20 protein-coding genes and 1 pseudogene are annotated in these 26,680 nt (G+C 45.0%); 9 read left to right on the top strand and 12 right to left on the bottom strand.

The window, feature by feature from the left end:
- Window positions 1-1,587, bottom strand: coding sequence for an FAD-binding oxidoreductase (locus FX988_RS20470; RefSeq protein WP_160181910.1), 1,587 nt, complete (start codon window positions 1,585-1,587; stop codon window positions 1-3).
- A gap of 223 nt (window positions 1,588-1,810) precedes the next feature.
- On the opposite strand from FX988_RS20470, the gene FX988_RS20465 reads away from it, so the two are divergent.
- Entirely contained in the window at window positions 1,811-2,587 is a 777-nt protein-coding gene (locus FX988_RS20465; protein ID WP_160181909.1) for a GntR family transcriptional regulator, read from the top strand.
- 108 nt (window positions 2,588-2,695) lie between these two features.
- Here the strand turns inward: FX988_RS20465 and FX988_RS20460 are convergent, their stop codons facing one another.
- Window positions 2,696-3,385, bottom strand: coding sequence for a hypothetical protein (locus FX988_RS20460; RefSeq protein ID WP_160181908.1), 690 nt, complete (start codon window positions 3,383-3,385; stop codon window positions 2,696-2,698).
- Window positions 3,386-3,927: 542 nt separating this feature from the next.
- On the bottom strand, window positions 3,928-4,386 hold the full coding sequence (locus tag FX988_RS20455) for a GNAT family N-acetyltransferase (RefSeq protein WP_160181907.1): 459 nt from the start codon (window positions 4,384-4,386) through the stop codon (window positions 3,928-3,930).
- Between the two features lie 183 nt (window positions 4,387-4,569).
- On the opposite strand from FX988_RS20455, the gene FX988_RS20450 reads away from it, so the two are divergent.
- The 4 genes and pseudogenes from FX988_RS20450 (at window position 4,570) to FX988_RS21920 (ending at window position 7,970) form a co-directional block, all read left to right on the top strand.
- A complete protein-coding gene (locus FX988_RS20450; RefSeq protein ID WP_160181906.1) occupies window positions 4,570-5,553 on the top strand; it encodes a transposase in 984 nt (327 codons plus the stop codon).
- Window positions 5,554-5,956: 403 nt separating this feature from the next.
- Window positions 5,957-6,948, top strand: a pseudogene (locus tag FX988_RS20445) (IS110 family transposase).
- Between the two features lie 368 nt (window positions 6,949-7,316).
- A complete protein-coding gene (locus FX988_RS20440; RefSeq protein ID WP_160181905.1) occupies window positions 7,317-7,712 on the top strand; it encodes a PepSY-associated TM helix domain-containing protein in 396 nt (131 codons plus the stop codon).
- Window positions 7,713-7,793: 81 nt separating this feature from the next.
- On the top strand, window positions 7,794-7,970 hold the full coding sequence (locus FX988_RS21920) for a hypothetical protein (RefSeq protein ID WP_368361556.1): 177 nt from the start codon (window positions 7,794-7,796) through the stop codon (window positions 7,968-7,970).
- A gap of 72 nt (window positions 7,971-8,042) precedes the next feature.
- Here the strand turns inward: FX988_RS21920 and FX988_RS20430 are convergent, their stop codons facing one another.
- From FX988_RS20430 to FX988_RS20415, 4 genes are read right to left on the bottom strand one after another with little or no spacing between them, the layout of a single operon-like run.
- Window positions 8,043-9,389 (bottom strand): amidase, encoded by a 1,347-nt coding sequence (locus FX988_RS20430; protein ID WP_160181904.1) that lies wholly within the window; start codon window positions 9,387-9,389, stop codon window positions 8,043-8,045.
- On the bottom strand, window positions 9,389-10,843 hold the full coding sequence (locus FX988_RS20425) for a phenylacetate--CoA ligase family protein (RefSeq protein ID WP_160181903.1): 1,455 nt from the start codon (window positions 10,841-10,843) through the stop codon (window positions 9,389-9,391). The genes FX988_RS20430 and FX988_RS20425 overlap by 1 nt, the downstream gene beginning before the upstream one ends.
- Window positions 10,844-10,847: 4 nt before the next feature.
- Entirely contained in the window at window positions 10,848-12,221 is a 1,374-nt protein-coding gene (locus FX988_RS20420) for an MmgE/PrpD family protein (RefSeq protein WP_160181902.1), read from the bottom strand.
- Window positions 12,222-12,224: 3 nt separating this feature from the next.
- Window positions 12,225-13,583, bottom strand: coding sequence for an MmgE/PrpD family protein (locus FX988_RS20415; protein WP_160181901.1), 1,359 nt, complete (start codon window positions 13,581-13,583; stop codon window positions 12,225-12,227).
- Between the two features lie 86 nt (window positions 13,584-13,669).
- Between FX988_RS20415 and FX988_RS20410 the strand changes: the two genes are divergently transcribed.
- From FX988_RS20410 to FX988_RS20400, 3 genes are read left to right on the top strand one after another with little or no spacing between them, the layout of a single operon-like run.
- Window positions 13,670-14,425 carry a GntR family transcriptional regulator gene (locus FX988_RS20410; RefSeq protein WP_160181900.1) on the top strand — a complete coding sequence of 252 codons (756 nt, stop codon included), beginning with the start codon at window positions 13,670-13,672 and terminating at the stop codon, window positions 14,423-14,425.
- A 13-nt stretch (window positions 14,426-14,438) separates the two neighbouring features.
- Window positions 14,439-14,747 carry a YciI family protein gene (locus FX988_RS20405; RefSeq protein WP_160181899.1) on the top strand — a complete coding sequence of 103 codons (309 nt, stop codon included), beginning with the start codon at window positions 14,439-14,441 and terminating at the stop codon, window positions 14,745-14,747.
- A gap of 52 nt (window positions 14,748-14,799) precedes the next feature.
- Window positions 14,800-16,065: an MFS transporter gene (locus tag FX988_RS20400; RefSeq protein WP_160181898.1), complete on the top strand. Its 1,266-nt coding sequence runs from the start codon at window positions 14,800-14,802 to the stop codon at window positions 16,063-16,065.
- Between the two features lie 334 nt (window positions 16,066-16,399).
- On the opposite strand, the gene FX988_RS20395 is transcribed toward FX988_RS20400, so the two are convergent.
- The 3 genes from FX988_RS20395 to FX988_RS20385 are packed head-to-tail and all read right to left on the bottom strand — an operon-like array spanning window position 16,400 to window position 19,172.
- Window positions 16,400-17,818, bottom strand: coding sequence for an aldehyde dehydrogenase family protein (locus FX988_RS20395; protein ID WP_160181897.1), 1,419 nt, complete (start codon window positions 17,816-17,818; stop codon window positions 16,400-16,402).
- Complete coding sequence (locus FX988_RS20390) at window positions 17,811-18,866, bottom strand: nitrilase-related carbon-nitrogen hydrolase (RefSeq protein WP_160181896.1); 1,056 nt, start codon at window positions 18,864-18,866, stop codon at window positions 17,811-17,813. Before FX988_RS20390 ends, FX988_RS20395 begins: the two co-directional genes overlap by 8 nt.
- Before the next feature lie 3 nt (window positions 18,867-18,869).
- On the bottom strand, window positions 18,870-19,172 hold the full coding sequence (locus FX988_RS20385) for a DUF1330 domain-containing protein (protein WP_160181895.1): 303 nt from the start codon (window positions 19,170-19,172) through the stop codon (window positions 18,870-18,872).
- 281 nt (window positions 19,173-19,453) lie between these two features.
- Here FX988_RS20385 and FX988_RS20380 point away from each other — a divergent pair, with 281 nt between their 5' ends.
- Window positions 19,454-21,679 carry a tetratricopeptide repeat protein gene (locus FX988_RS20380; RefSeq protein ID WP_160181894.1) on the top strand — a complete coding sequence of 742 codons (2,226 nt, stop codon included), beginning with the start codon at window positions 19,454-19,456 and terminating at the stop codon, window positions 21,677-21,679.
- A 126-nt stretch (window positions 21,680-21,805) separates the two neighbouring features.
- On the opposite strand, the gene FX988_RS20375 is transcribed toward FX988_RS20380, so the two are convergent.
- Both FX988_RS20375 and FX988_RS20370 read right to left on the bottom strand, forming a co-directional pair.
- Window positions 21,806-22,417 (bottom strand): PEP-CTERM sorting domain-containing protein, encoded by a 612-nt coding sequence (locus FX988_RS20375; RefSeq protein ID WP_160181893.1) that lies wholly within the window; start codon window positions 22,415-22,417, stop codon window positions 21,806-21,808.
- A 112-nt stretch (window positions 22,418-22,529) separates the two neighbouring features.
- On the bottom strand, window positions 22,530-26,636 hold the full coding sequence (locus FX988_RS20370) for a PKD domain-containing protein (protein ID WP_160181892.1): 4,107 nt from the start codon (window positions 26,634-26,636) through the stop codon (window positions 22,530-22,532).
- Window positions 26,637-26,680 lie beyond the last annotated feature (44 nt).

The following is a 26,680-nucleotide window of genomic DNA, read 5'->3' as shown; positions in this document are numbered from 1 at the left end:
TCACCCTAATCCCAGTGTTTCAGGATTAACTCGCCCGTCAGGGTCAACGATTGATTTTATACCTTGGATCATCTTGTAGGTGTCAGGCTCAATCCCCTCTTTAAACTGATACGTTTTGCCTATTTGCAAATGCACGCCCCCTAGATCTTTAAAGAATGTGCTTAACTCGGTACGAATTTGGTGTACCTTGGCTCTGGCTGGCAGGTTTTCCTCATGTTTACCCACTTTTGCTAGGTAGTCAGGCTCTACACTTTTCTCGTGAATTTCTGTGTAGGCATCAGGCCAAAAGAATACGGGCTCCAGTACAAAACAGTTGTTGGCCACCACAGCAAACAAGTAACCCACACCAATATCAAACTTTTCGATGTCAGCGGCATGTTGTGCAAAAATAGCTTCAACCCCGTCATGAGCCTGCTTAATTTTAGAGTGTGGAAACAAACCATGTACAGGCACCCAGCGTTCACCTTGAGGCCCAAGCATATTGTTGACTGGCCCAAATGGATTAGAACGGGTAATTTTAGGAATGCTATTTTCAATTTCATTGCCGTTAAATTGCTTGGCGATAGCACGAATGTCATTCATACGTGCTTCAACGGCGGCATCAATGCGGTCTTCAACAATAATTTGTACCGAATAACCCACATCTTTCATGTAGCCTCGCCCTGCCATCGCCAACTTAGCCCCATCTTTCAGTGCACCTAGAAACGAGCCGGATGACTTCATCACGCCTGCCAATGCTTTTACATCTTTGGCTAAGCTTTCACGTTTTAAGCGAAGGGCTTGTAAAAAGGGATCAAAACCAAAGCACTCCATGGCCAGTCCTTGGCGCGAAATCTCGCTCATGGCCGCAATGCAATCATCGCCTTGTTTGAAGTCAAAAGCTAAAAACCCTTTTGCGGGTAATTCAGGTATCAAACGGAATGTGGCAGTCGCTTTAAAGCCCAGCGCGCCATTGTCACAGGTAAAAATACCGGTTAAGTCAGGGCCATAATGACGGAAAAAAGGGCTACCATTAATTTGTGCCCCTGAGCCTGTAGTCACTAATGTTCCATCAGCTAACGCCACCTCTAAACCGATGACAGAATCCACCGCGGTGCCGAATTGACCTGACCCCCAAAAAATAGAATTCTGTGATAAACCGCCACCTACAGTGGCTTTACTGCCTGATAACGTCCCCCAGTATGGTGTTCTTACGCCTTTGCCTTTAAGTGCTTCGTGGAGCTTTTTCCAAGTGCATCCGCTTTCTACGGTGACGTACATATCTTGAGTGTTTATTTCTAAAACACGATCCATGCGCCCAAGATCAATCATAACGCTTTGGCTTTTCACTGGCACATAGCCCTTGGTATATGACATACCGCCCCCTCGAGGGACCACATTCATCTTGAATTCTGTCGCTATTTTAAGCACATGGGATAACTCGTGTTTGTCACCTGGACTGACAACCACGGCGGCTGGAATATCTTTGGTAAATACGTCTTGGGCGTACAAACTGGTGGAGTAATCATCGGTTAACACATTGTCTTTGCCTAAGATTGAAATCATGGCAGTCAACATATCTTGCTTAGGTAGAGTATCGGTATTCAAAGCGTTCTCCTGACAATTTTATTGATGTGCTTTTAAGCTCTATTAGTTGCTTCAGCAAACTAAAACCTATTGTTCTATCATTAGGACATTACAGGATAAATATATTTGTGACAACAGATCTTTGTGCTCACCTCTGACAAAAGACTTGCGTCACTATTTATGTTATCTTGTTATATTGATATATCATTTTCTTGAACCACCCAAAATTGGAGATGGATAGCCCATGTCATTTGATGCTCAATTTGCTTCGCTCAACCAGACCAAGTTAAATGAAGAGTCCCCTACGCCCCTTTATTATCAGCTATACAGCCTGCTTAAACAGAATATACTAAACGGTAGTTTAGAAGATGGATCGCAGCTACCAACTGAACTAGGCCTGTCTCAAGCATTCAGCATTTCAAGGATCACCGCTAAACGCGCGCTAGACGAACTTGCCGCCGAAGGCCTAGTAGCAAGACGCCGCGCTAAAGGCACGCATGTCACTCATAAATATCAGCCCAAACCAGTCAAAGCACCCTTAGTCGGAATGCTGCAAGAGTTAGAATTTATGGGCCAGCACTCAGAGGCAAGAGTAGTCGAACTAACGACTGCCCGCCCACCGGCAGAAATAGCAGAAGAGTTTGCGCTAGTTGAAGGCGAAACCTTATTGAAAATGACCCGCGTGAGAAGCCGCTTACATGAAGCGTTCGGCTATTATGTGAGTTGGAGTAAAGGGCTAAATAAGTTCAATGAAAAAGCCAGCTTAGAAACAACTACTCGGCTTGAAATATTTCGTAAAAATGGAATAGAAATCAAGCATGTAAAGCAAATTTTAAGTGCCTCTGCGGCAACGGCGCAAGTTGCTAAAGAACTCGGCGTGGAAGTGGGCTTTCCCTTGTTAAGTTTGACTCGTCGCTCATATGATGAAAATGAAAACCTAGTAGACTACCTGTCTGCTTTATACCACCCTGACCGTTTTCAATACCGGATGGACCTCACACCTGAACCGTCTAACGAGTAGAAGAGTTATTGACTCAAAAGCTACAGCTGAAAACCTAACGAATGCAGATACAAAAACCGCCACTAATAAGTGGCGGTTTTTGTATCACTGTTTAACCATGATTGCATATTACATAGGTTTAACCGCACCAAAAAACGCGACCGTTAAAATGAGTATCCAGTAAAGGTATGCTAGTTTTCTACCAAATCGAATGGAACGGTCTAGAGTGGCTTCAACCTCAGCATTATCGCCCATTGCAAGTTGACGGAACAACTCGGTCCATTCTCGCATGATAAAGCGTAATTTAAGACCAATCACCAAAGTACAGGCATATAAAAACATTTTGATAGAGAACCATTTCTGCCCGGTTTCAGCCATTAAGGGGCCATCACCAAACAATGACCAAAGGCTGGTGATCATTAACGCAGGGATCACGACAAAGCGAATGCCCTCGTCAATTTTGGTCAAACGAATACCCGTATCGGTTTCGCGGAAGATGTAAGCGGACCAACATAAACCTAACCATAGAGCAAATAAGATCCACATACCGGTTAACCAGTTACCCCCTAATGGCTGCACTCCCCAAATGTGTCCCATGTGTAAACCTAGTGGCAGCAACATGATGATCCCAGTTCGCGCCAGAATATCGATACGATACGCTGTTTCCATATGACGACGACGCTCATCCATCGACAATTTACGGTTAATCACGTTAAACGAGGTTTGGAATACCCCCCACTCGCCGCCCAGCCAGTAGACCATAGCTACGATATGTAACCAACGCAAAATGGGTAACTGATACATTTCCAGAAAAGACATAAATTGACCCTTGTAATATATAATTATTCTTAGTCGGGATAATTGGTAATGACGCGTGATTTGCTTACCACCCAACCCTGAATAAAACTCTACGCTAGGGCTAATTAATCCAGAATGATGAATATCAATTTGTCTATGTCACCGGCTTATAAACAGCGAATAACAGGGCTTTCGGAGAAATCACAAAGACAATAAATGCGGCGTTAGGCTTTTAAAAGCCAGCAAATCGGCAAGGCTACACGGCCAAATAGAGGTCAAAATGCATCAAGATAAGCTTTCAAAAGCGCAGGAGGAAAATAGTCTTTATGGCGTTTCACAACATCGAAAATGCATAGATGCCATCAGGCCATATCAATAACTCAATCTTGATATGTTCCATTATTTAGCCTGCGATATGCTGTTGTGGCTTAGAGTGGATCACGCAGTAGGATGGGATCAGTTTCGACGAGCCTAGAGTTAGTGCGTAGGGTCAAAAGCAGTCATTGGGAATATTGGAGTATGCGAGAACCATAGTCGTCAAACGCACATTCATGCCTAGTTCGCTAGCTTACCTTAACCGACATTGCTAACTTTTCAATGCCATGTGATGGAGTCCATCTTTTACATTCAATAAAGCCATGTTTTTTGTATACACTAATTGCTGGCTTATTTAGAACAGCGGTTTCCACTGTAGCAGCATTAATATCAAATGACTTTAGCGCACGAGCAATTAATTTACCTTCTATACCTAGCCTAAAAAAATTGGGATCGACAGCTAAACTATGAATATCTAAATTCTTTTCGTTTATTTTTATTTCTATTTCAATTATTGCTGCGAGACAATTCTTATCACTAAAGCCATAAAAGTCAGTTCTAGAGCGGGTTATATCTATAACTGTTCGTAATAGAGGTGGAAAATCCACGACACCAATAAGCTCAGCTTCAACTTTATAAGAATTTTGAAAAATAGTATGAATTTTATTAGCAACAACTTCATTAGAATTTTCAAGCTTTGTTATCATACTTTGTCTTGCCTCAAGGCGCGTATTGGTATCTAACGCTTTGCAGAAACAGCAGAGCAAGTTGAACAATTTTTGCGTTATGTGGTTCAAATTACTAATTACCATGACACCCATGTTAAAAGTGGTTAATTTTCATCCCTCAACTACACTTTTTGTGTGTTCCAATTTATTGAGTCGACTGTTATGCCCCAGTCACGAAAAAGCCAAATCAGTTTAATCGATACGCCTTATTATCACTGTGTGTCCCGATGTGTTCGCCAGTCTTATTTGTGTGGCACAAACCAACTTACTGGGCAGAGCTACGAGCACCGGCGTGGCTGGGTGGAAGAGCGTTTACTGTTTTTATCCACCGTGTTTGCAATCGATATTTGTGCTTATGCAGTGATGAGTAATCATTCTCATGTGGTGCTTTGTGTGGATAAACCCCTGGCTGATAACTGGGATACCGAATCGGTACTAAAGCGTTATCACACGCTTCATAAAGGCACGTTACTCACTCAAAAATTTATAAACGGTGATACCTTAACTCAGGGGGAGCTCATCACCCTTGATGACACTGTTGAAATCTACAGAAAACGTTTGTACGACATCAGTTGGTTTATGCGTGACTTAAATGAATATATTGCCCGTGAAGCGAATAAAGAAGATGACTGTACGGGCCGTTTTTGGGAAGGACGATTTAAATCTCAAGCGCTACTAGATGAAAGCGCCGTGCTAGCGTGTATGGCCTATGTGGATTTAAACCCCATTAGAGCGAAAATAGCCAAAACACCTGAAACAGCAACACACACCAGTATTAAAAAACGTATTCACGCTGCTAAATATCATCAAGCTCAACCGAGTACGCTAATGCACTTTGCGGGAAACCTGAAAGAAAACATGCTAAAAGGTATTGCGTATTCACTCAAAGACTATTGTGAGCTTATTGATACCACAGGTCGATGCATTCGTGATGATAAGGCAGGTTATATAGATAACACTCAAAGCCCTATTCTACAAAGATTGGGACTAGATAGCGCTCAGTGGTTAGCCTTAACCACTGAGTTTGAAAAACACTTCTGCTACGCCGCTGGGGGCGAGCAAATGATGAACACCTTTAAGCGCCATACCCACCATCAACGAATTCGCGGGATGGGTAATGCAAGGCAATTGCTAAAAAAAGTGTAATGCTATTTCGGTCTCTACCGACAAACGACATTTTCAAAAGCGCCCAATCGAACAGGATCGGTAAAACTTTTCGACAAAGCAGTTCTCAAATTCTCAACGACGTTTATTAAATTTGTAGGTCGAAAGCCTATCTTTCATATTGAATAACAAGTTTCATATTTGTTGATGGCTACAGACCACAACATGGCTTCGCTAGAGCTAATAACCTAGCAAGATTAAAAACCGTTTTAGAATTATTTTAAAATGGGCGTCCATATAAAATGACGTAATTACTTAAGCTGATTGTGCTCATAACACTCAATCGCTTGTATGGATGCTTGAGATGGTCACTCCAAAGGCATTAAAACCTGCCATGATTGAAAAGTTATCAAACAATATCAATCAATTAAATGGAGTGACCGAGATGAAATGTAACCTAGTTAGCATTGATTTAGCAAAGAATGTGTTCCAGTTATGTGCCTTAGATGAGCAAAATAATGTGATATTCAATAAACAAATAAAAAGAGATAAGTTGCTCCATGAGCTGCGCCAAATAGAGCCGACCTTAGTTGTGATGGAAGCTTGTTATTCAGCTAACCCTTGGGGCCGTAGGTTCAAGGCCCTAGGCCATACAGTAAAATGTATCCCCGCTCATGTGGTCAAGCCTTTTGTGCGAGGCAATAAAAATGATGCCAACGATGCGCTGGCGATTGCCGAAGCCGCACAGCGACCCAATGTGCGTTTTGTTGAAATAAAATCTGTTGAGCAACAAGACGTTCAGTCGCTACAGCGTATCCGCGAACGATTACTTAAGAATAGAATTGGTGATAGTAATCAACTCAAAGGACTACTCGCTGAATACGGTATTGTCTTACCCGTTAAACACGGTGCGCTTAAAAAGTATGTGCCGGATATCCTAGAAGATGCTGGTAATGAATTGAGTATTACGGCCAGGCATTTCATTGAGCGTTTACATAACAAGATGGAATATTGATTTCACTACTCAAAGACAATAAGGCTTATCAACGTATATTAAACGTGCCTGGCGTCGGAGCTAAAGTGGCTGCGACATTCTTAGCCAGCGTGAACGATATCCACGTCTTTAAAAATGGTCGGCAATTTGCTGCCTGGATTGGTTTAACCCCAGCACAATATGCCAGCGGGGATAAATCACGCATGGGAGGTATCACCAAACGGGGCAATCAAAGCTTACGAAAAATGCTAATTTTAGGCGCTCGAGCGGTATTGAACTGGTGCGACAAAACAGATGACAACCTAAGACGCTGGGCACAGCATATCAAAAAACGCATGCATGGCTGTAAAGCTGTAGTGGCATTGGCCAATAAATTGGCAAGGATTATTTGGGTAGTCATGGCAAAAGAAGTCGAATTCGACGTCAAAAAAGCGTGTGCATAGCACGCAACACACAGAGTAAACATAACAGACCTAAGCGGTAAAAAGCATTGATGATGTAAACGGTTATGTCTTATTTGGAACCTCAGCAAGACAACTGCCTTCGAGGCAATATGGATGCATAGGCTTATAAGACTTCAATTGAAACTCATGAGGGTACGGCGCATATGAATATCGCCATAAAGATGCCGGATATATGTCACAAGACCGTATTTCATTTTTATGCAAAAGCTGTTTGAAAAAGGCCAATTATGACAACGTAACACTTAAACGTTTGAGAAAGAAAAACGAAAACCTGTTGATAAAACGGGAGTGACCATATATGTCTTTTTAACCTTGTCTTTTTAACCTTGCAAAAAGCACTGTGGCGTATGCGTTTACGCCATGGCCAACGAATATTTTTAAGCGACCTACATAAATTACTAGGGCTTTGGGGACTATGGTTTAGTACATTGATAGCGATTACAGGTGCTTGGTACTTTTATGAATTTGGCAGTGCCATCGCTGATTCGAGAGTTGAGCCTTCTGCACCTGTGTTGGCCCACGCACGAGCAAACAACCATGTAATTAGCGTAAATGAATTTAACGCAATCATAAAACGAGCTTACGATGCACATGAGGACTGGGAGATTACCGCCTTATATATGCCCTATTCTGAAACTACACCGATACAGTTGCGTGGAGTAAGCCATCACAATCCTATTATCCGTAATCGAGCGCTTAGGGTATTTATCGATCCCCAGTCTCATGACATTGTCGATACTTGAACACCTGACACGCTGTCTACGCAAGCCTATATAAATGAATATGCCGATCCACTGCACTTTGGTAACTTCGGAGGCTTCTGGTTGAAACTTGTATGGTTTATCTTTGGGAGCGCGCTCACGACAATGTCATTCACGGGCGTATTGATGACCTGGAAACGCACACGCACCCAAGCTTTAACTCGTGCTCAAAAAATCACGTTGCCGATTTTTGCCTGTTCGCTAATTGCATTTATTTTTTGGTTTTCAAAATTTAGCTAAGCCAAATAAGGCGCCTGAGGATTGACTGAATTTCTCAGGCGTATTACACGTATCGCCTCTGCGAACAGCACTTTATTTGATTTTCGGCAACATATAGCGAAAGTCGGTGTGCTCTTGCCAACGTTCGGCCAAGTCCAGTAGCCTATTATCACTGCCATAAGGACCAACTATTTGCATACCACCAGGCAACGCTTGGTCACTTAACATAGGTAACGAAACCGCTGGTAATCCTGCTTGATTAGCAAAACTGGTTAAGTCTGCTTGATTGGCCGGTACTGGCGCTTTAAACGAAAATGCGCGTTGCAAAACCGTTGGCATCAGTATGGCGCAGCCTTGCTTGAACAGTTGCCGGGCGAAAGTTTTCGCATTATCTAGCACTCGCTCAGATTGCATCATGTCCATGGGGGTTTTTCGTTCTATATATGACAACATGCCGCGCATATATTCTGAGAATTTTTGCGGCTGGTTTAGCCAATCTTCTTGATGCTCAATACGCATATCCGCTTCACACAGCAATAAGCCAGCTCGCCGCGCTGCGGCAAAATCATAATCGCTAAAATCGAAGTAGCTCAGGGTATACCCTAAATCGACAAATGCGGCTAAATTGCGCTCGAAATCTTCGATAATACTTTGCTCTACCCCTAACGCCGCTAGGTCCTGAGGCACTAATAACACCTGTTGATGTGCCGAACGATCGCCACGAATGAGATTGAAATCAACCGACGATGGACAGGCAGGGTCGAACCCTTTCATTACACTGAATGCCAGTGTTAAATCCTTCGCTGAGCGCGCCATAGGTCCGATATTATCCATCACCCTGCTACAGGTCACTGAGCCATGATTGCTCACAGCCCCGCGACTTGGTTTAAATCCAAAGATACCGCAATAAGCGGCAGGAATCCGCACCGATCCCATGGTATCTGTACCGAGTGATAAACCAACCATACCTGAGGCCACAGCTGCGGCCGAACCACCGGAAGAGCCGCCAGGTGTAAAACCGTGTTTATGAGGGTTGTGGCAGTCACCAAAATGTTCATTTTGATTGGTAGCGCCAAGCGCGCCCTCATGCATATTCAATTTACCAATAAACTGAGCACCGGTTTGACGAAGACGATTTATCACAAACGCATCTTGCTTCGCTTGTCGCCCCATGCGGGTCGCCATGCCAGCGGTGGTCGCAAACCCCATCACATCAATATTGTCTTTAACACCGATACAAATACCGTGAAACACCGAACCTGTGCGCTTCTCTTGAGGTGCACACTTAGGTAAAGCGGTTTGTAAAAACGCATTGAGTTTAGGATTGACCTGTTGAATAAAGCGGTACTGCAATTCTGCCAATTCTTGCGCCGAAATTTGCTTATCCTTAATCAGGGCGATATGCGTGCTCACATCCTGACTGAGTAATGCGATGTCCATTATTTAAACCTGCTATCTATAAGGCGGATAGGTTTTTGGCGCACATCGACTTGAGTTAGCGGTGTTAATTCGCCTTCTCCCACCAAAGCAACGTTAACTTCGATGCCTATTTTTCGTTTTAGAATGGCGGCATATATCCCTAGCAAACTTTCTCTTTGTGCTTCAGGACTTGATACCTCAGCACGCACGATCATTTCGTCTCGTCCTGTTTCATCGCGAACGGCTTCGCAAATAAATTCACCGAGAAATTCATCGCGCTCATCGAGCATAGGACCAATGCCTTGTGGATAAATATTAATCCCCCTCAACTTAACCATATTGTCAGAGCGCCCCATAAAGCCTTTAATGCGTTTAAATGGTAAGTTAAGGCTATTTTCCCCAACTATTTCTTGTGTAATGTCGTGGGTATTGAAGCGTATAATGGGGTAGACATCATCTTTATATAGGCAGGTCACCACCATGTTTCCTGTTTCTCCAGGCGTGACAGGTTCGTTACTGTCAGTATCAAGTAATTCCAAATACTGAGCATCTTCCCAAACGTACATTCCATTGTGGTCAGGTCCTTCCGCGGCAATCGTGCCTGTGTCACCGACACCATACCAATCAAATAATTCTGGGTTGCCCCACGTTTTCGCTATGCTTTCGCGACTTTCCATACCCAAATGGCCAATAATCATATCGATTTTGATATCTTCACCTGGCACAAGCCCTTCTTCTTTGGCCACATCGGCCAAACGCTTAATGTAGTCAACAAACCCGACAAGAACATTCACCCCGAACGTTTTCATCAAATTTACCTGCTGGACCGAGCGTGTTTCCACCCCAGTACCAGCAGATAAAAAGAGGGCATTGGTATATTTAGTCACCGCTTCACGAATATAATGGCCACCGTTGATCATGCCGTGACCGTAGCAAGACTGGATGGTTGCTGCGGGCTTTAAGCCCATAAATCGGTAAGAGCGTGCCACCAGCAACGATTGTACTTCGCGACTTTTCGGCCCAAACAACAAGGGTTGAGGTGTACCTGTTGTGCCACTTGTGGTGTGAAATACCAAAGGTGGGCGTTGCTCAACAGGGATGCCATCTAGGCCATGAAAATCGCCAATCGGCGGATACTGCTCAACGCTTTCCATAATGTCTGACTTTGAAATTAGCGGTAGCTTTTGTATGTCATCAATACTCTGAATATCTTGGGGCTTTACGCCTGCTTTTCCCCAAATTCTCTGGTAAAAAGGGATCTCCCACGCGCGCTTCACCACCACCATAAAGCGTTCATTTTGCAAGGCTTTTAAACGCGCACGGCTCATGCCCTTAAATGTCTCATTGACTCCGTCCCCTAAAGGGTAGTCTTTGAGCATTTGCGCATAATCGAAGGACTCAAAATAGGTGGGGTAAGTGTCTTTTTTTGTGTTATTTGCCGGTATCCCGACTGCGTTATCAACCGTGTTTTTCATCTGATTACCTATTACTAACGAGTGCTTCAACTAAGTGATTAATATTGGGGATCTGTTCCAGTTGGTCTATGCGTTTTATCAAAAAAGCAATGTTATGCTCATCAAAAGGCTTAACGGCACTTTCACAGGCGGCGCGAAATTTTACCAATTGGGTTTGACGGCCTAACGGGTTTTGTGGGCTCCCTAATACATCCGCTATTTCTATTTGAAATTGTTGCCCCGATAAAAGCGTGACAGCGACAGATACTGGGGCCAGCGCATTCGGGTCGCTAACCTGATTCAGGTGGGTAAACACCTTCCCCCCAAGTGCTAGGATTTGCGGGTCGGCCAAACAATCAGGAGAAAAGTCAGTTACCCCTACATCACCTTTTAGCAGCGCGCAGGCGGCAACATAGCCATTGCATAACTTGGCGTAGCTGGCATCCATACCCGACTTAATAGGGCGACCAACCAATTTATTAATGAGCGGCGGAGCATAAACATCTATTTTAGCCACTTCCTGTGCCGTAAAATCATGACTGCGCTGTAAGCGCTGAAGGCCATCTATCGTGCCATGTCCGGCGCGGCCGGTTGGAAATGGTTTATGACTGACAACCTCAATTTGGAATTCACGTCCTACTTTGTCACGCAAAGGCGCTAAATCGTAGCTGTCTTCAAAAAGATGAAAGTAGCCATAAGGTCCTTGAAGTATGTCTTTTGGTCCCTCTAAGCCAGCTTGAGCCATATCGATGGCGCGCACCGCCGTTGCGGCGTTAACCCCGATTTGCATGGCCAACATAGAGGAGCCTTCGATGTGCGATTGCATGGTGCCGCTTATTTGGCTATAGGCAATACCAAGAGCATTGGCTAAGGTCTCACCTTTTAACCCCGACATGGCACACATACCCGCGGTTGCTCCAAGACAACCGCACACTGACGGACGAAAAAACTTCAAACTGGAGGTAACACATTGGCCAATCAATGTGGCTACATCAACCGCCAATGTCACACCAAGAATAAGCTGTTTTCCGCTGAGATTGTGTGCTTGCGCATAGGCAACCAGAGAAGAAAGGATGACCGCCATCGGATGCACTACTGCAGGCTCGTGGACGCAATCCCATTCTTGATTATGAATTTGGTAACCGTTAATAGCAGCTGCAGATGCCGCAGGTAACCACTCCCCTGTTACCCACACTTGAGCTTGCTTGCCCTCACCCCATTGATTTACCGCGTGTTTTAGTTTGCTCACTTGAGGGACGCGAGAACCACTGATGCCCACACCTAGCGAGTCCAAAATAAACGTTTTACAGGCGGTAATCGTGCTATCGGGTAAATCGTCGAAGTGGGTGTTTTCGATATGGGCGAGCAACAAAGCAATGGCATTAATAGATTGACTCATAATTTATTCACCCTGTTGTGCACACATCAGCGTACTAAAAGTGGAAATATCACCAGACTGCAACCAGTCAAAGTCACATAACTGCTGTATTTGTTGTTCAGGCATGCCACTTTGAACAAGTAGCATATGCACTTTTGCATGGCGCTGGGCCTGAGTTAACGGATTTTCTGGATCCCCTAAGGTATCTATATGTTCTCGTTCATAACGCGTACCGTTTTTCAGTGTCACCGTACATCTGGCACCGAAGTGCGCGGGATAACGACGTTCAACATCCTCGCTAACGTTCACCTGAATTAATTTACGTAACGCACCACACTGGGCTTGCGTATATGCTTCGGGAAGATAGTGCTCAAGCGCTGGCGTGCCCCACAATAACATGGCAGCTAAGTCATGCTGGATACTGAACTTTGCTTCCAAAGTCGTTTGTGGGTCTGCTCTATCACAAAATACTTGGGCATCCTGATACACTCCCACCTCTATGCGTGAAACCTCATCAGCGCTGAAACCAAATTCACTTAACAGGGATTGCAATACATCCATGGCTGGGTGGGCATGACGACAGGCCGGCCAAGGCTTAAAGCTGCAGTCATAAATTCGCCATTGTGGGTGCTTGCGTAAAAACGATTCAGGGGTAGCGTCTGAAGATAAAGCCGTAAAAATCCCTTGTGGACCTTCCAGTATATATTCTGGCCCATTTAGATTGTGTTTAGCCATAAACCCAGCCATAAGCCCAGAGCGACAAGCCTCTGCATTGTGCCACTGTTTAGTCAGCACTTGCTCGTTGCGCATTTGCCATAAGCCCCCGGTGGTGCTCCCTGCGTTACCAATCGCCCATAAGGTTTGTTGTAGCGTCAAATCAAAAATTGTCGATACCGCCGCGGCGGCCCCAAGGGCACCACACGTGGCAGTATTGTGAAAATAAGCATAGTGGCTGCGCCCGATGGCTTCGCCTAAACGAATGGTGAGTTCGTAACCGCGAATCACCCCATGTAAAAATACTTCAAGGGAACACCCTACTTGTTGCGCTGCTGCAAGGGCCGCAGGGATAACCACTGGCCCGGGATGTACTATTGAGCTGCGATGAATATCATCCATTTCTAATACATTCCCTAATGCGCCGTTGTATAACGCAGCATTTTGCATACTCAACGGCTTAGATTGGCCAATCGCTGAGCATACTCCACCAGCGTCAAGGGTTAACAGCGCCTGATAGGAAGAACCCGCTGCGGAGTCAACACCTAAACTGGCGCAGGCAACCCAATCCAACACGTGTGCACCGGCACGCGTTAGATCTTGCGCTGTGACCGACTTTTGATCAATGTCAATTAACAGCTGTTTAGTGAGTGAAAGATTGATTGGCAATTTACGTTTATTCCTATACTCTTCGATTTGTCCGGACATATTTATAACAGGTATTTTCCTGTTATTCGAATAACCATCGAGGATAAATGACTAAAATCAAATCTAAGCCAAGTAAGCACGCACTGCCTTTGTATCAAACCATTGGCGAGACGCTCATTAATCAGATTTTATCGGGTGATTTTGCGTTAAATACTTTGCTGCCCACCGAAAAACAGCTTTGTGAGCAGTTTTCGATTAGCCGTCACACAGCCCGCGAAGCTTTGCGTTACGTGGAAAAAACCGGCTTGGTTGAACGTAAACAGGGCTCAGGTACGTTGGTTAAACGTAACACCATGCCTGAACAGATAAACCAGTTCATTAATTCGGTGAAAGATCTACTGGCCTTTGGTCAACACACTCGATTTGAGGTACAGATCAGTGACATGATCGTTTTAGACGAGGAAAAGGCCGCCTTGCTCGATACGAGTGAAGGACAGGAATGCATTCATATTGGCGGTATTCGTATCGAGCCTCACGATAAAAAGCCAATCTGTTATTCACATATATATCGCCGCCCACACTTGGATCAAGTGGACGAAATGCTCAAAGATACTCGTACAGCGATCTATGCAGTGATAGAGGCCCTTGACGATAAAAAAATCGGTAAAATTGAACAGCAAATATCTGCGTGTCTGTTACCTGAACCGCTGGCATCACAACTCGCAGCAAGCCCAAATTCAGCCGCCATGAAAATTACCAGGCGCTATTATTCAGTAGAAGATGACGATCTAATTCTCGTGGCGCAAAGCATTTATCCCGCTAAGCGCTTCAGCTTTACATCTGTCCTGTTTCCCAATAAATGAGCAAGAAAAGACCATGTTAGTGCAATTTCACTGTATTGATAACGTCCCATCTCAGCAAGATAAACGTCTTGAGAATTTGGGCGCTCATCTTGCTTGGGTGGAAGTAAACATGGCACAGATTTGTGTCGCTGGCCCGTTAAAACAAGGGGAACAGATTGTTGGGTCTTTATACATACTAGACGCCCCGTCGGTTCAACAGGCAAAAACACTGCTTTTCAGTGACCCTTATTATCTAGCCGATATATGGGCATCAATTAGTATTCAAACTTTCAATGCTTATGCCGGTAATTGGGTAGGCGGGAAGAACTGGCCAACGCAATAATAAATATCCCTGTCCCGTGCAGAGTAATAACAACAATATAAGAGGAATACCCATGCAGTCAGTATCAGAGTCGAATGAAAGCCCAGTATCCAAAAAGGGCAAACGAACGGGGCATCCTATGCACTGGATCACCGTATTTATCGCAATGACATGCTTATTGGTGTCCAACGGCATGGTGATCACCGGTATTACCGCGTTCGATGGTGCCATTTTGGCCGAGTTTAGCGATTGGTCTCGGGGCGATCTCAAACTAAGAGGATTTATTACCCTCGCTATCACCGGCCTATTGGCACCTATCATTGGTGTGCTAATTGACAAAATTGGCGTTAAGTTTCTGATTATGGTGGGCACTATAGTGCTCAGCCTAAGCTTTTACGCCTATGGCAATATTCAAAGTATCAGCGATTTATATTTGATACACGCTGCCTTTGCAATTGTTTTACTCGCTTGCGGTTTAAACGTGGCGGTTATTTTGGTATCAAATTGGTTTGTAAAGCTACGAGGAACCGCCATCGGTATTGCCGTGGTTGGCACGTCACTTGGCGGCGCTGTACTGGCCCCTTTATTTGGTGGCTGGCTTGCTGATGGCATGACGTGGCGTGAGGGAATGCAATTAGCTGCCCTTATTCCATCAAGCTTATTTTTACTGGCGTTATTTTTACTGCGTAATCGCCCAACGGACATGGGCCTTAAACCCTATGGTTTTGATGGCAGTGCACAAACCCAAAGCGCTGACCTGTCTCAACACGGCTTAACCTATAAAGAAGCTATTAAAACCCGTTCATTTTGGTCAATTGCATTTATTGCTATGTTCACCTTCTACACCATAATGGGCTTTCAGGCCAATCTGGTGCTACACCTGATGGACTTAGGCTTTAACGTACAAGCCGCTGCTGCTGGGCTCAGTGTGTTATTTATTCCCGCACTTATCGGTAAATTCTTATTTGGCTTAGTCGCGGACAAAATCACCGGTAGACGAGTGCTGTACACAAATTTGAGTTTAATGCTACTTGGCTTAGTGGGTATGTTGTTTACCGGAGAAGATACTGTGCTCATTGCCGTAGGCCTAATTGGTTTTATGTGGGGTGGGTTTTACACTTTATTGCAACTCAATGCAGTAAACAACTTTGGGCTAAAAGCATCAGGCAAATTATTGGGTACGATTACGGTATTAGACGCTTTTGGTGGCGGTCTAGGCATTTGGGCGACAGGAGCCATTTACGACGCCTACGGTAGCTATCACAATGCATTTATGATTTTCTGTGTATTGGTTGCCTTATCTGTCGTGCTGATAAGTCAGGTAAAAAAGCACGTGTAACTCGCTAAGATAGATGCGCCCTGCCCCTTCTAATCAAGGATTTCGAGTCATCAAATAACGGCAAACGAGTTCTACGTTTGCCGTTATTTATTGGTCGATAGCGAGTACAACCCGTTCATTTTCCGCTCTTTTCTCTTTTCTTCTTTCCTTTGCCCCAGCCCGCTATTTTAGTGTCATGATTCACAACGATTCTTAACTACTGCCTCAAGTTACTCACTGCACCAAAGCTTAATACTCGTCGTAAAGCGTTCATCCAAGTATAAAAAAACCGCTTAAAGCGGCTTTCTATCAATGCTTATGTAATTAAAACGATGCAGTATCCCAGCTTGGCGGTTTAAAACCACCAAGGGGACGCTACACCCGTATTGCGAATATAGGCTTTTTTACGGGTAAAACGCCTGATTGACTCGGCGCCCATACGCGAGCCACCCAAACCAGAATATTTAAACGATTGCTTTTCAGCTTCATGGATCAAAGCGGTTAACGAAGCGTCATTGATGCTAATCGCTCCCGCTTCTAATTGACTGGCTATATGCCTTGCATATTCAACGTCTTTGCTAAATACTGCCGCGGATAAGCCAAAATCAGAGTCATTGGCTAAAGCGATCGCTTGCTCGTCGCTGTCGACTACAGTAACTGGCAGGATAGCAGCAAAGGTTTCATTGCTAACAATTTGCATATCAGGAGTGACGTCTGTGAGCACTGTTGGCGCACAATAACGCCCGCCTCCAAGGTTAAGTACTTCACCGCCGCATAAAATCGTTGCGCCTTTGCTTTTGGCATCTTGCAATTGCGCTTCCACAATCTTTATTTGTTTCGCACTGATGATAGGACCAATTTGCCCTTGTTGAATATCTGGGTAGTTGTGGGCTAGCGCGTTGACATTTTCAACCAGTTTAGCAAGGAAAGCATTAGCAATATCTTTATGCACGTATGCCCGCTCTAATGACATGCAGGATTGCCCAGCGTTCACCATACTGCCCCAACACAAGGCTTTAGCGGCGAGTTCGGGGTCGGCGTCATGGCAAACTAAAGCTGGATCTTTACCGCCTAATTCTAAGAATGCAGGAATAAAACGCTCCGCGCATGCTTTACCGACCTGCCGCCCTGTAGCCACACTGCCGGTAAAACAAAGAGAGTCGACGTTTTCAATAACCGCCTGCCCTGTTGCACCTGCGCCAGTGACAATACTTAACACCTTGTTTAGCGCCGGTACGCTCTCAAGCAATTCATTAAATGGCGCAACAAAACGTGATGTCACTTCACTGGGTTTAATCATCACAGCGCTGCCAGCAAGCAAAGCCGGGATCGCATCAACTAAAGATAGCAATAGCGGGAAATTCCAAGGGCTGATTACCCCCACTAATGAGTAAGGCAAATAGTCTTGCTGCAACTCAATAAATGGGATTTCTGCCGCCCACGGTTTCCCTTTGGCTAATAAATCAGGGGCGTGCTTGCACCAACGATGTATCCCACTGATGGTCACATCCACTTCTAATTCGGATTCACTTGCTCGTCCGGTATCGTTGATCAAAGCGGCAACTAACGCCGCTTTATGCTCAGCCATTGCATTAGCTAAACGCGCTAATGCTTCAATACGACCACTCAATCCCAGCGCCCACCACTGAGCTTGTTGTTGCTTTAAATCTTGAGCAATAGCCACGACGCTTTCTTCATTAAACAAGGGTAAAGCAAAATCTTCTTCACCTGTGCGTGGGTTGATGACCCCCAAAGTTTGCATATCGTTACTCATCTGAATGCTCCGGTAAAATGACCCCGGCCTGCTTTAATGCTTGAATACTATTGAGCTGGGTTTGAATAAAGTGGCTGCGCGCAGGCACGCTAACCCGTTGGGCGGCATTGAGCATGGTATTGGCCGGATACACAGCTTGATTATAATGCGCTGAAAATAATTCATTACGCTGGCGAGACAAAATATTGCCCATTCCAGGCTTATTGCGATAACGGCGCAATGCCGTTATATCTAACTCTGCATTTGCTACCATGCTTTCGCCCATTCCCGCTTCAGCCATAACTCTGCCTTTAAAGTCCACGACTTTAGACATGCCATCAGTAGACTCAGCAGGAAAATCTATATCAGCAATTCCTGCTGAATTTGCTGATACTACATAGGCTAAATTTTCAATCGCTCGTGCTCTTTTAGCAATATCTTTCGGTGTGAGCTCAACGGAGCCCACTTCAGAGCTACTGTGTAACAAAACTTCAGCGCCATTCATGGCTAAACAGCGGCTGATTTCAGGGTATAGAATTTCTTCAGAGGCCACGCACGCTAAATTACCCAGCTCGGTTTTCGCTACTGGAAACAATGCGTCTTGACCGTACACATCAAGGTATTTGTCTAACACGTCGTGGGGAGTCGGAGCAAACATAGACACCAAACGCCGGTAGCGTAATACGCAATCACCATTAGGGCCGAGTACAAATGAAGTTTGAAAATACAAATCGCTAAAATGGGGGTCAAGCTCATATACATTGCCGGAGAGGTAAACCTGATTTTTTTGGGCTATTTCGCTTAACAAATCATATTCTCTGCCATCTTGAGCGATCGCGCCTTTTTCTTTCCACTCAGTGAGAGATTCCCCCATTGGGAAACTGGTCAAAAAATACTCTGGCAATACGACTAATTTCACACTGGGCCCGACAAAGCCCTTAGTCCCTTGTACTTGACCAGCCACTCTGCCTATATTTTCGATCATTTTTTGCCTAGCATCTGCAACATTTAATTTATTAACAGCAAAGCATCGTGTTTGCAGTGCAACAGCGGTATACGCTAAAGACATGAGTTACTCCAATGTTGTTTGTGATAAACCGTCAATCAGCAAAACACTAAATTGACCTGTACCTTCTCGGTACTTCTGGGCTTGTACATATTCGGGTGATTGCCAAAAATTATGCGCCGCCTGACAATCTGGCCATTGGGAAATCACCACACTTTTTGGTGCGTCTTGACCTTCAATTAACTCAGGCTGCCCCATCGCTATGTAATGGCCACCAAATTTTTCAACCAAAGGCGGCACAACTTCGGTGTATTTAGCAAACTTCTGCCAATCATGAACTGTTGCTTGAATGATTAAGTAAGCGCTCATTTAGCCCTCTCGGCAAACAAATTTTGTTTACTTTAGCAAAAGACACAACATATTGAAGTGAAAGCAGTTTTATAGGTTCGCTTGTTTGATATTTGGCAATGGATAATCCACCAAAGTAAGAGAAAAACACGATGTGGTATTTACGGACGTCCTCAACTCGCTATCATCAAGCTTAATAACTGATCAAAAAATACTCAAAAATCAATTAACTTTCACGCCTATTAGTTTAATAATGGCTTTGTTATATCCCTAAAAAAACATTAACAAAATGGATGGCAACTGTGACAAAAGGACAATCCACAGAGACCTCTTATAATAAAGCTCGCTCTCGAGGAATTCGAGCGTCTAAACAAAAACTGCGTAGTGCGCAATTAGCTGCAGGCTTTAAGTCTCAGGCAGAAGTAGTTGATAAAATACAAAGCCTTGAAGGTTTAGAAAAAGCACCTCGCTCTCTTGTTAGCAGAGTATTTCGTGGAGATCCTGTTGATCCCTTGAGCATCGAACGAGTAGCAAACGCGCTAAATGTAGAAGCTTGGGTGCTCTATTTAAACTCTGGTGAAGTCGATGTTTCCCCCCATACTACTGATACTCATGACAGTACTTCCACTATTGATAATCAAGCACTCGTTAACACTGAGCCTGAAAAGGCCAAAGAAGACAATGAACGTTTGCATATATCGCAGCCGGATAACCAAGTTCACGAGTTGGCGAAGGAAGATATTGAAAGCCCGCTACCCGCAGCGGATAGTCACTCGTCAGATATACGTCTTCAAGATCCCCCTAACATCAAGTCTGATATCCACCAAACTGCATACGCTGAGCGTCAAAGACAGAAAAACAAACGTATGCCTCTGTTGCTCGTCACCCTGGTGGTCTTACTCACTGTGTTAATTGTCGATCGGTTTTGGCCTAGCGAAGACCCAAAAGAGGTGAGCAATTCGTTGGCAGGTATTGTCGATTTTGATAACAAGGTGGTTGCTGTTTTGCCCATTAAAGGTCCCAGAGGCAGTGACATTACCCGTAGTATTGAGCAGTTGCTGGCTGGCCCGACTCAATTGATTGTTGGCAGCTCGGTGCTTCACGCCAGTGTGCAGAGTCCGCAAGAGTTATTGCGTAGCAAAAAAGCGGATCTGGTGATCAGTGGCGAATTGCTTGAAATCGGCCGTTACATTGCCGTTCGTCTATTTTTATCTCGGGATGAAAATATGCAGCAAGTATGGTCAGGGGTGTTCAACAAGTCTTCTTCTGAACAGTACATTGAGTCACAACTTAAAAATGGTCTAAACACCCTGCTAACAAAGCGCCCTATCGCTAATATTGCTGACTGGTATAGCTTGCAACGCTTTCTACACGGCATGCAAAATTTTGCAGGAGAGCGCACCGAGCAAGTTATTTTACGTGCCATGGCTGACTTTCAGCGTGTGATAAGCAGTGCGCCTGATTTAGTGCACGGTTATGCCGGCATGTGTGCAGCACTGGTCGAGCAAAATTTAGAAACCAGTGACAAGCATTACCTTGATGAAGCGAACCGACATTGCCAAATGGGCTTAGAAGTTGAAGCAGATTCCGTTTTCATTCAAAACGCCCTTGGCAACCTAGCCAGAGTGAAAGGGGATTATGAAGTCGCTAACGAGCATTTTGCAAATACGCTACGCGCAGACCCAAACAATACAACTGCGTTACAAAAGATGGCTGAAAGCCAAATGCGTATATTTCTTAAAAACCGTGATCCTGAACTTTATACGCGTATTTTAGCAGGGCTTGAATACGCCGCTGAGCTTGAACCAAATAACTGGAAAATCCCCTATACCCAAGGTAGAGCCCACTACTTTAAGGGGGATCAAATCGGCGCTATTGATTATTTCACCCAAGCAGCTGAGTTGTCTGTTAACTATCAAACACTGAACAATCTTGGGGCGTTAGAATTTTGTGTTGGTGATTTACAAAACGCAAAGACACATTATCAGCAAGCATTAACCCTTAAACCAGAGCACGCGGTATTGTTGTCCAATATTGCAGTTCTGCACTTCTATCTGGGAGAGAACCAACAAGCACTGGATATTTTTGAGCCGCAAATTAAACGTATCACCCAAGAAGGGGGCCCTGGGTTATACCAATTGTGGTCAAATGTTGCAGACGTGTACCGCACCCAAGGCCATACGCAAAAAGCGTTACAAGCTTATCGTAATGCCATGGCTGAGCTGGATCGTGAGGTTAGCCAAGGTGAAGCAAACGTAATGCAAAAAGCATCTCGTTTGGCTATGTATATTTTAGTAACAGAGCTTTCACCAGAGTTACAAAGCACCCAGTTGTTAGCGTCACTAAAAGAACAAGCACAAAGTCTGAGCAACGCGGCCGATCCTGTGTCTCTGCATCAGCTTGCTTTGAGTTGGTTACATTTAGGCGACAAACGTAAAGCCAGCGAATACCGCAATAAACTCAGCGCAATTTGCCCTGGGTTTGCCGCATCACCGGACTTTAAGCCTCTAACCTCAAATAATATGTAATTACTCAAAAGAGTCGCGACCCGATCACATGCTTAAATAGTGCCTTAACAACCGATAGCATAGTGGTGTTGCAAATAGCGACTTAGCGTTAATTCAGCGAGGCTATTTTCTTGAACATGCCACATATCAGGTGGGTTTATCCCCTTTGTATCTGCACGCTAACGCTAACATCCCCAACAAAAAGATCCCCCAAGATGCAGGTGTTGGCACTGGCACATTGCTTGAGTCGTCAACCACTGTAATTTGCGCATCAAACACGTTGATATCCAGTGCAATCGCATTCGCGTCAGACACGATAAGGTTACTAAAATTAAGATGACTGACGCCCACATTGCTCGCGATAAACGTGAACGTTGCAAGCATAAACTCATCAGCTTGAGCGGATAAATCTGCTACAAACGAAGTGGCGTACACATCGATATAATTGACGTTTTCGAAGACATCGAAAATATCAAATTCAGTTAGTGACGCATTACCCATTGCCGAATTGAGAGTGCTGACAACATTATTAAAACCAAGCAAGAACTCAACCCCACCCACATCCTCAGTTTCTAACCCAGAAAACCAAAGCTCAAAGGTAACCGTATCGCCAATGTTGGCGGTTTCACTCACACTACTTTGCGCATTATTAAACGATAAAATAGGCAATGCATTTGCTGTTTGCGTTAACCCTAAAAGCAAAGTGGCGCCTAAAGTAATCTTGGTGAGCGTTTGCGCTAAGTTGTTTATAATTAACATAAATATTCCTTATTTGTTTATTGAGTTAGCAGTATTTTTAGGTTTGTGGTTATCAGTATGCCCCTAACCGTATGAGATAAAGCAGCACATCCTTGTGCTTATCTCGCTGGTATTACTCGGGTTGTGTAGCGCAACGCGGTAAGTCACAAGAAAGTGAACATCCCCTCGCGTCTAGCACATTAATCACGCCATTTTGATCCCAATCGGCAACATCATTCTCACTAGCTGTGGCATTACGGCGCCTAGCAATAGCGCGAATATCCAAGCTATCTATAAAGTCGTTGCCATCCAGATCACACATCTTAGGTTCGACTTGCGCGATGACATCAATAAGCACTTCATCCTCGTCTGTTGCTTGCCCATCACTCACCACCAACCTCAATGTATACAACCCTGCCAAATCCGGTTCGATAAAGGCAAGAACATTGTTTTGATTGACAATAGTGGCCACACTGTTCTGTGGGCGTGTCGCGATTTCCCATAAATAGCTGAGTGCTTGAGGGCCTGAATCAGGGTCAAAACTTTGTGAGCCATCCAGCACTACTCCCTCGCCTGCATCAACAGTTTGGTCACTCCCCGCATCAGCAACGGGTATTTGGTTTTCACTGACGGTCACCATGACGGAGTCTGAGTCGGTTAGCTCACCATCACTAACGTTGACCATGAGCGTATAAGTGCCTGTAACATCTGGCACAAACATCGCTGCTCCCGTCGGCGTGGTTTCAATGCTTGTGCTATCCAGCAAGCTACCTTGAGGCACTGACACAAACACCCATTCAAAGGTCAAGGGTTCGGGGCCTTCGTCTGGATCAAAGCTAGCTGAGGCATTCACCTCAACGCTACCACCTAACTCAAATTGCTGATCATTTCCTGCGTCCGCTACGGGCGGCTGGTTTATCTCGATTTCGTTAACAACCACAACCACTGTCACAGAATCCATCAGCTCGCCATCCGACACTGACAATTGTATGCGATAGCTACCTGCTACATCCGCTGTAAAACTTGTGGTGGCTGTTCCTTGGCTAACAAGACTTGCCGTACTAATATCACTGCCCGCTGGCGCACTTATCACCTGCCAGTCGTAAGTGAGTGCCTGTGGGCCGTTGTCATTGTCAACACTTGCACTACCATCAAGGGCAACTTGCGTACCGGTTAGCATTTCACCGCTTACCTGCACGTCGGCTTGCGGTGCTACATTTGCTTCAGCGACGCGTACCACCACGGAATCGCTAGTACTGCTATCTTCAGCATCACTCACCACAAGAGTAAACACATAGTCACCCGCCACATCAGGGGTAAAGCTTGGATTAACACTCGTACTGCCTTGTAGTTCAGTCACTGCACTGCCAGAGGGCACTGACGCCACAGACCAAGCGTAAGTCAGTAAATCACCGTCAGCATCACTTGATGCACTGCCATCGAGTTGGGTAAGCTCATTTAACTCGGTGTTTTGATCGTTCCCGGCATGGGCGATAGGGGCTCGATTGATAACCGTCACGGTAACAATCGCACTGTCACTGAGTAAACCATCACTGACTATGAGCTCGAAACGGTACTCACCATACACATCAGGTTGCACACTGGCATTCGCGCTCTCTGGCTCAACAATATCTGCTTGAGTCACGGTGCTATTATCAGGCGCCGAAACCAATACCCAACTATACGTAAGCGCCTCAGGTGCTTCATCTGGATCGAAAGAGCCTGAACCGTTGAGTTGAATAACTTGATCTTTAAATAGCGTTGGCGCAGAAGACGCAGTCGCTATCGGTTTTTGCGGATCAGGAGCAGCGGTGGGCAGATTATATTCGAGGACGTAGTCGCCAATCTGATCTTTGCCTGATGTCCCATCACTTAGCACAAGTGTATAGGTGCCATTCATTGGTAGACTTAAATCATAGAGTCCAGCATTGGAATAATCGGCTGCACTAGTGAGGTAACTTCCATCGGGGTTATGCACCGTCATAAAGGGGTATAAGTTTACGGTGTCAATCTCACGCATGACCAAGGTCACTTCATCACCCACCACTCCATCAAAGGTAAATGTATCAATGTCACCTTGAGTAATCGTTTCAAAATAAGTACCAGCACCACTCAACTTCCCGTGCTCATTAGCACCGAGAGACTTAGCGAAGTGAATTTCATAATCGCTTATTTGGTCGCGTCGACTTGTGCCATCCTGCACTAGCAGTGTGTAAGTTCCAGTTTGTGCAGCTAAAATATTTCTCAAGTTAGCAACAGAATAGTTGCTGGCGCTGCTGACTCTACTACCGTCCGGTGCATAAAGTGTCATGAATGGGAAATATGTATTGCGTAAGATATCCGAAAGCTGAATATGCAAACGTTCACCGGCAACCGCCTCAAATGTCCAGGTATCTAAATCCCCTAGGCTAATATCGCCGCCCACTGAGCCGCCATTATTCAGCGTGCCGTTTTCGTTAGCGCCAATGGACTTCGCAAAGTGCACTTCATAATTACCCACCTGTTCACGTCGACTTGTACCGTCTTGCACAAGCAAGATGTACGTTCCTGTCTGTGTAGCCGCAATATTGTATAAGTTAGCCACCGTGTAATTACTCGCACTCCCTACACGGGTTCCATCTGGTGTATAAAGTGTCATGAATGGGAAAAAGTCGGTTTCGTCCACATCCACTATTTGAATATTCAGTCTTTCACCTTCCGTTGCCTCAAACGTCCAAGTATCTAAATCTCCTAGGCTAATATCGCCGCCCACTGAGCCGCCATTATTCAGCGTGCCGTTTTCGTTAGCGCCAATGGACTTCGCAAAGTGCACTTCATAATTACCCACCTGTTCACGTCGACTTGTACCGTCTTGCACTAGCAAGATGTACGTTCCTGTCTGTGTGGCCGCAATATTGTATAAGTTAGCCACCGTGTAATTACTCGCACCCCCTACACGGGTTCCATCTGGTGCATAAAGTGTCATGAATGGGAAAAAGTCAGTTTCGTCCACATCCACTATTTGAATGTTCAGTCTTTCACCTTCCGTTGCCTCGAACGTCCAAGTATCTAAATCCCCTAGGCTAATATCGCCGCTCACTGCGCCGCCGTTAATCAACGAGCCGTTTTCATTCGCGCCAATGGACTTCGCAAAGTGCACTTCATAATTACCCACCTGTTCACGTCGACTTGTACCGTCTTGCACTAGCAAGATGTACGTTCCTGTCTGTGTGGCCGCAATATTGTATAAGTTAGCCACCGTGTAATTACTCGCACCCCCTACACGGGTTCCATCTGGTGCATAAAGTGTCATGAATGGGAAAAAGTCGGTTTCGTCCACATCCACTATTTGAATATTCAGTCTTTCACCTTCCGTTGCCTCAAACGTCCAAGTATCTAAATCTCCTAGGCTAATATCGCCGCCCACTGAGCCGCCATTATTCAGCGTGCCGTTTTCGTTAGCGCCAATGGACTTAGCAAAGTGCACTTCATAATTACCCACCTGTTCACGTCGACTTGTACCGTCTTGCACTAGCAAGATGTACGTTCCTGTCTGTGTGGCCGCAATATTGTATAAGTTAGCCACCGTGTAATTACTCGCACCCCCTACACGGGTTCCATCTGGTGCATAAAGTGTCATGAATGGGAAAAAGTCAGTTTCGTCCACATCCACTATTTGAATGTTCAGTCTTTCACCTTCCGTTGCCTCGAACGTCCAAGTATCTAAATCTCCTAGACTAATATCGCCGCTCACTGAGCCGCCATTATTCAGCGTGCCGTTTTCATTGGCACCGATAGACTTAGCAAAATGAAGTCCATAAGCGCCTGTATTATCCTGCCGAGAGGTGCCGTCTTGAACGACTAGAGAATAGGTACCCGTTTCAGAGGCTTCAATATTATAAATGTTTGCCACTGTATAATTACTTGCCGAAGTTACGCGTGTGCCATCAGGTGCATAAAGAGTCATGAATGGGAAAAAGTCAGTTTCGTCCACATCCACTATTTGAATATTAATCCGCTCACCCGCTGTAGCGTTAAACGTCCAAGTATCTTCTTCCCCTGCTACCGAGATAGCGCCAGATACTGAGCCGCCGTTAACCAAATCTGCCGCCTGAACTTGACTCGCTCCAGTGCACAATAAGAGTAAGCTGCATAGCATTAACCAATAATGCTGTATAGAACGCTTAGAAAAAGAGCCGGCTGAATGTTCGTGGTGAACATCAGGCTCTCGCTGGTTGTACGTAACGTTTCTAGTATCCATGATCTTTCCTTTACATGTTCGATAGAGTGGTTCCGCTATACAAC

Origin of the sequence: Paraglaciecola mesophila (genome assembly GCF_009906955.1) — a bacterium.
Classification (GTDB): Bacteria; Pseudomonadota; Gammaproteobacteria; order Enterobacterales; family Alteromonadaceae; genus Paraglaciecola; species Paraglaciecola mesophila_A.
This window is presented reverse-complemented; position numbering and strand designations above follow the sequence as displayed.

Excerpts from the sequence above, each read along its gene's own strand:
- FX988_RS20465 (WP_160181909.1), top strand. The coding sequence starts at position 1,811 with ATGTCATTTGATGCTCAATTTGCTTCGCTCAACCAGACCAAGTTAAAT.
- FX988_RS20460 (WP_160181908.1), bottom strand. The coding sequence starts at position 3,385 with ATGTCTTTTCTGGAAATGTATCAGTTACCCATTTTGCGTTGGTTACAT.
- FX988_RS20455 (WP_160181907.1), bottom strand. The coding sequence starts at position 4,386 with ATGATAACAAAGCTTGAAAATTCTAATGAAGTTGTTGCTAATAAAATT.
- FX988_RS20450 (WP_160181906.1), top strand. The coding sequence starts at position 4,570 with ATGCCCCAGTCACGAAAAAGCCAAATCAGTTTAATCGATACGCCTTAT.
- FX988_RS20440 (WP_160181905.1), top strand. The coding sequence starts at position 7,317 with ATGCGTTTACGCCATGGCCAACGAATATTTTTAAGCGACCTACATAAA.
- FX988_RS20430 (WP_160181904.1), bottom strand. The coding sequence starts at position 9,389 with ATGGACATCGCATTACTCAGTCAGGATGTGAGCACGCATATCGCCCTG.
- FX988_RS20425 (WP_160181903.1), bottom strand. The coding sequence starts at position 10,843 with ATGAAAAACACGGTTGATAACGCAGTCGGGATACCGGCAAATAACACA.
- FX988_RS20420 (WP_160181902.1), bottom strand. The coding sequence starts at position 12,221 with ATGAGTCAATCTATTAATGCCATTGCTTTGTTGCTCGCCCATATCGAA.
- FX988_RS20410 (WP_160181900.1), top strand. The coding sequence starts at position 13,670 with ATGACTAAAATCAAATCTAAGCCAAGTAAGCACGCACTGCCTTTGTAT.
- FX988_RS20405 (WP_160181899.1), top strand. The coding sequence starts at position 14,439 with ATGTTAGTGCAATTTCACTGTATTGATAACGTCCCATCTCAGCAAGAT.
- FX988_RS20400 (WP_160181898.1), top strand. The coding sequence starts at position 14,800 with ATGCAGTCAGTATCAGAGTCGAATGAAAGCCCAGTATCCAAAAAGGGC.
- FX988_RS20395 (WP_160181897.1), bottom strand. The coding sequence starts at position 17,818 with ATGAGTAACGATATGCAAACTTTGGGGGTCATCAACCCACGCACAGGT.
- FX988_RS20390 (WP_160181896.1), bottom strand. The coding sequence starts at position 18,866 with ATGTCTTTAGCGTATACCGCTGTTGCACTGCAAACACGATGCTTTGCT.
- FX988_RS20385 (WP_160181895.1), bottom strand. The coding sequence starts at position 19,172 with ATGAGCGCTTACTTAATCATTCAAGCAACAGTTCATGATTGGCAGAAG.
- FX988_RS20375 (WP_160181893.1), bottom strand. The coding sequence starts at position 22,417 with ATGTTAATTATAAACAACTTAGCGCAAACGCTCACCAAGATTACTTTA.
- FX988_RS20370 (WP_160181892.1), bottom strand. The coding sequence starts at position 26,636 with ATGGATACTAGAAACGTTACGTACAACCAGCGAGAGCCTGATGTTCAC.